General features: G+C 66.6%; 8 protein-coding genes and 1 pseudogene. 3 read left to right on the forward strand and 6 right to left on the reverse strand.

The genetic code is table 11. From position 1 onward, the window contains the following. Window positions 1–11 precede the first annotated feature (11 nt). The 6 genes from QH276_RS13450 to QH276_RS13475 form a co-directional block, all read right to left on the reverse strand. On the reverse strand, window positions 12–446 hold the full coding sequence (locus QH276_RS13450) for a GNAT family N-acetyltransferase (RefSeq protein ID WP_068049986.1): 435 nt from the start codon (window positions 444–446) through the stop codon (window positions 12–14). 280 nt (window positions 447–726) lie between these two features. Beyond that, complete coding sequence (locus tag QH276_RS13455; RefSeq protein WP_043737884.1) at window positions 727–1,236, reverse strand: AAA family ATPase; 510 nt, start codon at window positions 1,234–1,236, stop codon at window positions 727–729. Further along, window positions 1,208–1,807 (reverse strand): NUDIX domain-containing protein, encoded by a 600-nt coding sequence (locus QH276_RS13460; protein ID WP_082393302.1) that lies wholly within the window; start codon window positions 1,805–1,807, stop codon window positions 1,208–1,210. The genes QH276_RS13455 and QH276_RS13460 overlap by 29 nt, the downstream gene beginning before the upstream one ends. A gap of 134 nt (window positions 1,808–1,941) precedes the next feature. Beyond that, window positions 1,942–2,418 (reverse strand): hypothetical protein, encoded by a 477-nt coding sequence (locus QH276_RS13465; protein ID WP_156371217.1) that lies wholly within the window; start codon window positions 2,416–2,418, stop codon window positions 1,942–1,944. A gap of 129 nt (window positions 2,419–2,547) precedes the next feature. Then, a complete protein-coding gene (locus QH276_RS13470; protein WP_082393303.1) occupies window positions 2,548–3,501 on the reverse strand; it encodes a TRM11 family SAM-dependent methyltransferase in 954 nt (317 codons plus the stop codon). Window positions 3,502–3,605: 104 nt separating this feature from the next. Continuing rightward, window positions 3,606–4,274 (reverse strand): hypothetical protein, encoded by a 669-nt coding sequence (locus QH276_RS13475; RefSeq protein WP_043737879.1) that lies wholly within the window; start codon window positions 4,272–4,274, stop codon window positions 3,606–3,608. 425 nt (window positions 4,275–4,699) lie between these two features. Between QH276_RS13475 and QH276_RS13480 the strand changes: the two genes are divergently transcribed. The 3 genes and pseudogenes from QH276_RS13480 to QH276_RS13490 form a co-directional block, all read left to right on the forward strand. Beyond that, a complete protein-coding gene (locus QH276_RS13480; protein ID WP_054814849.1) occupies window positions 4,700–6,073 on the forward strand; it encodes a replication-relaxation family protein in 1,374 nt (457 codons plus the stop codon). Beyond that, window positions 6,064–6,471 (forward strand): pilin, encoded by a 408-nt coding sequence (locus QH276_RS13485; protein WP_228792423.1) that lies wholly within the window; start codon window positions 6,064–6,066, stop codon window positions 6,469–6,471. The genes QH276_RS13480 and QH276_RS13485 overlap by 10 nt, the downstream gene beginning before the upstream one ends. Window positions 6,472–6,860: 389 nt before the next feature. Then, window positions 6,861–8,399 (forward strand): annotated as a pseudogene (locus QH276_RS13490) (hypothetical protein); the annotation flags it as partial.

The raw sequence follows: 8,399 nt of genomic DNA on the forward strand, positions 1-8,399 counted from the left end.
AACTCTGGCAGTCAATGAAGCCCAGACAGTTCAGAGAAGATCCGTCGCGATCCGAGATTCGAATCGTCGCAGGTGAGCAGTATCCGGTCGATACCGATCGACCGGGCAACGACGATACTGCGGCGGAGAATGGCGCCACCGTACCCACGCCGCCTGTACTGGGGCAGCACGGCATACCCGATGTGCCCGCCTCGTCGACGTAGGCCCTCGTTGAGGGTGTGTCTGATCGAGGTTCGACCGACTACTTGGCCGTCAACAGTTGCGAGCAGATATGTGGAGGCCACGATGCCATCCGGCAGATTGGCACCCTGCCGCTGTTCCTCCCGGGCGCGGAGATAGTCCGCCCAGCTCATATCGGGTTCAAGACCCAATGCAAACGGAAAGCTATCGCCCTCGGCCAATTCGAGATGCGCGGCGCGGACAACTTTTTCGTCCGTTTCCTGCAACGCGCACGGCGGCGGATCCGAGCACTGTGTCGTGCTCCTCAGCGACGAACATCGCCCGAGTCCGGGTCCAGCGCTTCCACTGGTCGACGCTCCAAGCCAGTGCCTGCTCGTAGGTGGTGGAGAAGGTGCCTGCGGGGCTACCAGCGAGTGCGTCGAGGCGCACTGTTCGGGCTGTCTGCCAGCCGTCGGCGGTCAGGCGGCGCACGATCATGTACAGAACGATCAGGACTCACTGCGCCAGCAGGCAATCCAATATTGCCTGCCGCGCCTCATTTGACCGTCAGCGGAGTCGGTCGGTGGCGAGGATGTCGGTGTGAATCCGCTCGATAATGGAGTCGCGGCTCCAGCTGGAGTCGATGCGGACCTCCTCAACGTAGGACAGGGGTTGCCAACCGTGATACCACTCGGCCATCTGGTCAGGAGGAATCGTTGCGGCCTGCGGCCGGCCGGCATGGCGAGCGAGAGTTTCGTCGAAGGTGAGGTCGAAGCCGTAGTGGAGTGCACAGCCGGCGGTGTCGGCGAGACGGTGCAGCATCGCCCCGTAGCGATCGGCGTCGAGGATGCCTTCCACGATCGTCACCATCCCACGGGCCAGGCACAGTGTCGCGATATGTTCGATCAGCTCGATATTCCACCCGCCGGGCTCGTCGCGCTCACGGACAATCTGCCGTCGCACTACATCCTGACCGATGACCGCGCAGTGGCCGTGCTCGAAGCGACGTTGGAGGCCGGCGGCGACGGTCGATTTGCCCGACGCGGAATTACCGCGGATGACGACCAGCGTAGTCATCGAGCGGCAGCGGGTTGGAGGACGGTGTCGAGCTTGCGGATGAAGCGTGGGAGGTGGGGATCGGTGCTCGGCAGGCCGTGGGGTCGAGGTCCCACCAGCGGCCCCCGTCGAACTCGGCGGGATCGAGGTCGTAGTGCTGGGCCCGGTCACCCCGAGCGACATGCCACAGAGAGATATCAACATGGCCAGCGGTGGGGCCGACGGTGGGAGTCACTGTCAGGAACAGGGGCTTATCCCCAACGACATCGAATCTCGGGTCGAACCCGAGTTCCTCGCGTGCTTCCCGCCGCGCCGTAGTGCATGGGTCTTCGCCGGGAGCCAGGTGCCCGCCCATCGGGAGTTCGAGACCGGATTTGCGGTGTCTACCGAGGTAGATGCCGCGCTCGGTGGGGTCGACCAAGACCACGTACGCGACCAAGTGCTGCGGTGGAGTCGCTGGTGGAACTCGGCGGAAGATGTCATTGGTTTGGGCGAGCCAGGCCAGTGTCTGCTCGATGTGTTGCTGTTCAACCTCGTCGATAGGCGTGATCGCGGCAACAAGATCAGCGATGGCTGCGGTGGCGGGCTCCATGTCGCGCGAGCATAATCACGCCCTGCGACACCTCGGAATGCCCTGCCCTTTCGGTGCTCCCCGCCTCCGGTTCACCAACCCGGGCCTGCCGGTACACCAGCCTGGACAGATGGCCGGTTGACGCGGCAGGGTGGTCATGCGCCGGGTGCGCCGGGCGCTCGCCGTTCCCTCCGGCGGGCTTCCTTTCTGGGGCGTTCGAACCCTGCCGTAGCGCTGATGTCGACGAGGCCGACGGTGTCCGGCACGGCGATTCGTGTCGTGCCGTACCAGCGCCCCCAGAGTGCGATGTTGCCGGTGTCGGCCTCGGCGAGCAGCTTCTCCACCGACCATCGCTTGTTCGAGCGGTCGATCTCGATGGCGATGCACGGCAAATGGTCGTCGCGCCAGCAGAAGACGTCCAAATGGCCGTGGTACATCCGCCGTCCGGTACGCCTGGCGATCAATGCCTCTCGCTCGAGGTCGACCGTCCAACCGTTGGCGTGCCCCCACCGGACCGTGTGTTGGGTGATCAACGCTGTCGCTTCCCGCGCGGACAGGCCGGTGACCCGGACTTCGGAGAGCCATCTTGTCAATGACGAGGCCAGCTCAGCGGTTTCTACAACGTTCCCCACTGGCTTGATCCTAGAACGCGGCGGCGATGTCCATTCCGGCACGGCCACGGCCTCGCGAGACCTGCTTCCGGAGGCAGGGAGAACCGGGTTCCGGCGAACCCGGTTCTCCCGCGTGGCTATTCTCGTAGTTCATGCCGCCCATTTGCGGTCGACCCAGGCAGCCGTCGACACCAAACTCCGGTTTGGATGAGTTTGCTTGAGCTGCAACGAATCTGGCACGTCCCTGCGCTCGAGCACAATGACGTCCTCGTGTGCGATCAGGTGAACGGGAAGCCCTCCGCGGCGGTTCTTGACGATGAAGTCGCGCTGGAAGAAGCTGCTTCGGGCGATGATGTCGTCGTCGGCGAGGCGGCCGAGGAGTGCGACGCAGCGTTCGACGGGGGTGAGTCCGGCAAGGGTGCCGCAGGTGGTGATGTGGGTGGGTAGGTCGATGAGTTCGGCGTGCTGTCGCCAGGGGCGAGCGGTGATGACGACGTGTCCGCCGGGTTTGAGGTAGTCGGCGACGCCGGTGAGGATTCTGGTGAATCCGGTCAGGAGCCGGCCGATGCCGACGTTGGCGAGGTTGCCGCGGTCGAGGACGGCTCCGTAGCGGTGGTCGTACTTGCGGACGCCTTCGCCGGGCTTGACTCGGACGTGACCGTGGGTGGAGTCGCCGTATGGGGGTGAGGTGATGACGAGGTCGACCTGGCCGCGCAGGTCGGCAGGAAGCAGAGTTGGAAGTTTTCGGGCGTCGCCTTGGTAGACGGCAGCGTCGAGGTCGATGCCGGCACCGTAGGCGAGGTCGATGTTGGTGCGGGCGAGGTCGGCCCATCGGGTTTCGTATTCGACGCCGATGGCGCGGCGGCCTCGGTGCAGGGCCTCGACGAGGGTGGTGCCGATGCCGCACATCGGGTCCAGGACCAGGTCCCCGGGGTGGGTGTATGCCTCGATGGCGTGGGCGGCGATGGCGGGCAGCATTTTCGCGGGGTGTTTGACGCTGTCGGGGTGGTAGCGGCCGGTGCGTTGAGTAGCGGGCGCGGCCTGCGCGGTCGGCCATACCGATACCGCGGCGATGTTGTTCTCCGTTTTGTGGGTTGCGGTCATCGAAAGGTGCCTCGATTCGAGATTCGGTGGTCAGGAGCTACATGCCGCCATCGTGTGCCCAGCGTCGTACGGCGGGGCCCAGTACGGCAGGGCCACTGCGGCGATCAGGGGCGCAAAAGAACGGTGATATCGGTATGCACGATGCTGTGCGTGCGGGCGTGCCCGGTGTTGTCGAGTCCGGGTGCCGCGACGGTGTCGCCCGCGATCGGGACGGCGACGATGTGCTGAAGGAACAGCAGGTCGGCGGCCTGACCGGCGGCTACTGTCCAGCCGGTCGGATCGAGCAGGACACCGTCGCGGGTGTGCGTGCAGCGGGTGAACACGACAAGCACGCCGCCGGGGTTCAACCGGGTTGCGGCGAGCGCGACGATCTCGTCGACTGCCGAAGGTGATGTGGCCTCGGGAGCGAGCAGGCTGGCCAGGACGAGGGCAACAGCTCCTTCGTGCGGTGGCCGATGTTGGTGAGCATCGGGGCGTTCGATCAGGCTGTCGCGGCCGAGGCTGTCGATCACGGCGAGCACGTCGGCAGTGTCCGGCGTCGGGAAGGGTGTGTCGGGGGCGGTTGAGGCCGGGGGCGCCAGCAGCACTTGGTCTCCGGGGCGGGAGAACTCGGTGACGGCGCGGGAGACGATCGGCGTCGGCCATTGGTCGGTGGGGTCGATCGGGTCGGTTCCGGAGGCCCAGATGGTTGAGGGAACCTCGGCCGCCGGAGCGCGGCGCGAGCCGGACGAGCCGGTGTGGCGACGGCGGCGGACTGGGGTGTGTTCGGTCATCGGCGCGGTCCTTGTCGATTCCAGTGCATGGGATGTGTGCACTGGTCAACTCCTCACGAATTCGCCGTTTTTGGACATCGAACCGTCCCGAAAACTATGCAAATCGACTGATCGATCTTCGATATCCACAGTTGTAGAGCGCCACATCTGACGCCAATTTTTCGACGGTCCACCCGAAAGCTTCTCGCGCGGTGTACAGCGCCACCGGAACGCCACCAAACGTACACAACCCCTGGTAGATAGCAGTTTCCCGGCACCGCGCTCAAGCTCCCGTACCGGTTCCGTGTGGTCGAATCCGGCTGATCGGTGATCGGCCGGAGGTCATCTCGAGGTCGTTTGGAGGTTATTCGGAGGCTTTTTGGTGGCGGCCGTTCTGTGTCCTTGCCGAGTCGGATTTATCAACGCTTCGAGCAAGGGGAATGGCAATGAATGCGAATTACAGTATTTCTGCGGAGAGGCCGGATCATGCGGAAGCTTCGCCGCTGGCGGTCGTGCGGTCGGCGCTCGACCGGATAGCCGATCACCCGCTACCTGTCGTGAGGAATCAGGTATCGGGACTCGGCAGGCAGGTCGATACCTGGGGCCAGTTGCGGCAGGTGCTGTCGGACCCGGCGCTGCCGATCGAGACCGTGGATGCGGTCTGGGTGTGGCTGATCGGCCGGTCTCGAACCCACGGTTCGGATGCAGCCTTGGCGTGTGCCGGGATGGCGGCACCGATGTTGGCGGGGATGGCCAGCGTGTTCGGACCTCGCCGGCGCGAGGACCGCGCTGACATCGAGGCCGATCTGTTGGCCGAGTTCTTCGCCGAATTGCCGCGCATAGATGTCGAGCGCCCGTTTCTGTGGTTCCGACTGCGGTGGGCGCTGTTCCGTGGTGGCCGGGCTTGGGTGCGGCGGGAGGCCGCTGCCCCCGTGCCCGGTGCGGATGTCGGCACTGGAGCCGACATCGACACCAGAGCGGACGAACCGGTGCAGGTGATGTGGGCCCCGGCGGGGCATCCCGAACAGATTCTCGCCGAGGCGGTCGCGGAGAACGTGATTACCGCCGAGGTCGCCGAGTTGATCGCCGCCACCCGGCTGGAGGGGCGGTCGGTGACCTCTCTGGCAAGCGATTCGACGGGGTTGTCGCACTGGGCGTTGCGCAAGACCCGCCAGCGAGGCGAACACGATCTCCTCGACTGGCTGGTCGCGCGCACGGCAGCCACCGATCCGGCACGCACCAGCACCGTCGAGCACCGCGCCCTGCAACTCCTGTCCTGTTCGGCCGACGACCAGGGCTCAGAAGTGGCCGCGCAGCGACAGCGACTCACCGAGCGGGACCTGGAAGTGCTGCGGCTGCTCGATGCTGAGCAGGGTCTGAGTGCCGACCAGGTCGCCGACCTGTTGTTCCCCAGCGTCGACACCGCACGGAAAAGGCTGACGGCGCTGACCCGTCGCGGGGTGCTCACCCGTTGCCGTCGTACCCGCCCCGGTGTGGGGCGTCGTGGTGTGCCGCCGTGGCAGTACGCCCTCAGCCCGCTCGGCTCGGCGATCCTCGCTGTCGGCCTGCACAACACCACACGGCACGGCGAGATCACTGGCGAGCACGCACCGCGGCGGTCGGGTTCAACAGGTACTCCCGCGGCGGAGACCGCCTTCACCACCTCGCAGCCGACTACCCGCGCTGGCCGATCTGGCGATTTTCCGGACACTCCCAGGTCCAAATGTGGCTCGCAAACGCGGAGTAGCCAGTGCGGGCGGACATCGGCTGCCCCCGCACAACCGGCAACCCAGGTGGAGGTGAATCGCCGATGCGCATGATCGGTTTCCCTGAAGTTCGTTCTGCGACCTCGTCACACCGGACGGCCCAGCCCGGCACCATCCGGCGGGCCCTTGCCCCGATCGCGGTATTCGCGGCGGTGGCGCTGACCGCCATAGCGACCGCGGGTACCGCTGCGGCAGAACCCGTTTCGGTACTCGCCATCGCTGAGTCGTTCGACCAGGTACTCGACAATATCCGGAACTGGCTGGTCGGCATCCTTGCCGGGCTGGCGACGGTGTTCCTGACCATCGGCGGCGCCCGCTATGTGCTGGCCTCCGGCGACCCCAGCGAGGTCGAGAAGTCCAAGACCGCGCTGCGCGCTGCATGCCTGGGTTACGGCCTGGCGATGCTCGCGCCGGTGATCGTCGCCGTTCTCAAGTCGATCGTGGGTGCCTGACCATGACCGCGGCCTTCCCAATCGGCACCTCACCACCGAACCCCCGAACAGGCTGGCCGTTGCGGGTGGTGGCGGCCGTGGTCGCGATGCTGGTGGTCGGGGTTGGCATCGGTGCGACTGCCGCCGCCGAGCCCACCGCCCCACCGCCACCGCCGCCGGTGGCGACGACACCCCAGCAACCGGCACCGACCGCGCCGACGCCCACGCCTCCGCCCACATCGCAAGGTCCGAGCACACCCGCGACTCCGTCGCCTACTCCGCGCGGCTCCTGGCCGGGCGACTCCAGTCAAGTACCGGTTGAGCCGTCGGATACAGGTGATTCCGACTGCGGAATTCGCAATATCTCCGGTTGTGTCGCGAATGCTATCGACGGTTTCTTTGCCCGCCTGGTGGATTCGGCGCTCAATCCGCTGCTCGAGCTACTGTCGCAAACACTGTTGACCACCCCGGAGCCCGGTGACTTGCCGCGGGTCGGTGAGTTGTGGGACTCGTCGTGGCATCTGATGCTGGCCATGTACGGGCTGCTGGTGGTGGCCGCTGGCATCCTGCTGATGGTCCGCGAAACATTGCAGACCCGCTGGTCACTGCAAGAACTGCTGCCACGGATCGTGGTCGGGTTCATTGCCGGTGCCATGAGCATGCTGCTGGCGACCCAGGCGATCGTGTTCGCGAACGCGCTGGCCGAGGCATTCGCCGGTAGCGGGGTCGAGTCCGACTCTGCCACCACCGCGCTGAAGGAACTGACCGGGTCGGTCACCGGGAACGGAATCTTCCTGGTTCTGCTGCGAACTGCGCTTGTCGTGATGCTGGTGGTACTGCTCATCACCTACGTCGTGCGCGTCGCGATCACCATCATCCTGATCGTAGCGGCACCACTGGCTTTGATGTGTCATGCGCTGCCTGGTCTGGACTCGATCGCTCGCTGGTGGTGGCGCTCCTTCGCCGCGTGTCTGGCGATTCAGGTGGTCCAGTCGCTGGTGTTGGTCACCACCCTGCGGGTTTTCCTCACCCCGGGAGGATGGGGATTCTTCGGGCCCAACATGGACGGCGTCGTGAGCCTGATCATCGGGCTCGCCCTGATGGGCGTGTTGATCAAGATCCCGTTCTGGCTGATGTCGACCATGCGAATCGGCCACGGCCGCAGCATGGTCGGATCCCTGGTCCGCGGATACGTCGCCTACAAGACCTTCGGCCTACTCAAGAGCGGCGAGAAGGCTGCCGCCACGGCGATTCGACGCCCCACCCCACAGGGCAACGCAGCCACTGCCAACAGGGTGGGCAACGGCCGCCGAGGTGCCGCCGCTGCAGTGGGCAGCGCCGACCCGTATGCGCGGACACGGTCGACGCGGGACGGCCAGCTGATGTTGCCCCTCGAAGGAGTCCACCGGGTCCGGCGAACGCAGGGTCCTGCAACACCACCGTCGCAGTCGGCCACCACCACATCGGCTCCGGCCTCACCCGGCACCGCCCCTGGGCCGACGACCCGCCCGAGATCGCGAGGCCGCCAGCTCGCGTTCGATTTCACCCCGCCAGACCCCTACAGCGGGATTCGCGCCAATCACCGCGGCCAGTACCCGCTGCCGATCCCTGTTGCCCGGGTCCGACGGACACCCGCCCCTGCCGGGCCTCCCGCAGCGCCGGCACCGGCGTCGGCGTCGCCGCCGCCGCGTCCTCGGCAGGGCACGCAGTTGGCGTTCGAGTTCGATCCGCCCGATCCGTATGAGGGCAACCGGGCGCAGCGCCCCGGCCCGAACCCCCGGCCCGTGCCCCGGGCCCCGCGGCGGCCCCCCCCCCCCGCCCGCCACCGCCGCCCCCCCCCCGGCCCCCGCGCCCACCACCCCGCAACACGCCTCGCTGGCCGAACCGCCGCCGGTCTACCGGCCGGAACCCGAGGCGCCGCCGCCGTCGGTCACTCCCGGACCGAATAC

This window comes from Nocardia carnea (assembly GCF_029869215.1).
Lineage (GTDB): Bacteria > Actinomycetota > Actinomycetes > Mycobacteriales > Mycobacteriaceae > Nocardia > Nocardia carnea_B.

Bases quoted from the DNA above. Each gene is read 5' to 3' on its own strand.
- QH276_RS13455 (WP_043737884.1), bottom strand. From the start codon at position 1,236: ATGACTACGCTGGTCGTCATCCGCGGTAATTCCGCGTCGGGCAAATCG.
- QH276_RS13460 (WP_082393302.1), bottom strand. From the start codon at position 1,807: ATGGAGCCCGCCACCGCAGCCATCGCTGATCTTGTTGCCGCGATCACG.
- QH276_RS13470 (WP_082393303.1), bottom strand. From the start codon at position 3,501: ATGACCGCAACCCACAAAACGGAGAACAACATCGCCGCGGTATCGGTA.
- QH276_RS13475 (WP_043737879.1), bottom strand. From the start codon at position 4,274: ATGACCGAACACACCCCAGTCCGCCGCCGTCGCCACACCGGCTCGTCC.
- QH276_RS13480 (WP_054814849.1), top strand. From the start codon at position 4,700: ATGAATGCGAATTACAGTATTTCTGCGGAGAGGCCGGATCATGCGGAA.
- QH276_RS13485 (WP_228792423.1), top strand. From the start codon at position 6,064: ATGCGCATGATCGGTTTCCCTGAAGTTCGTTCTGCGACCTCGTCACAC.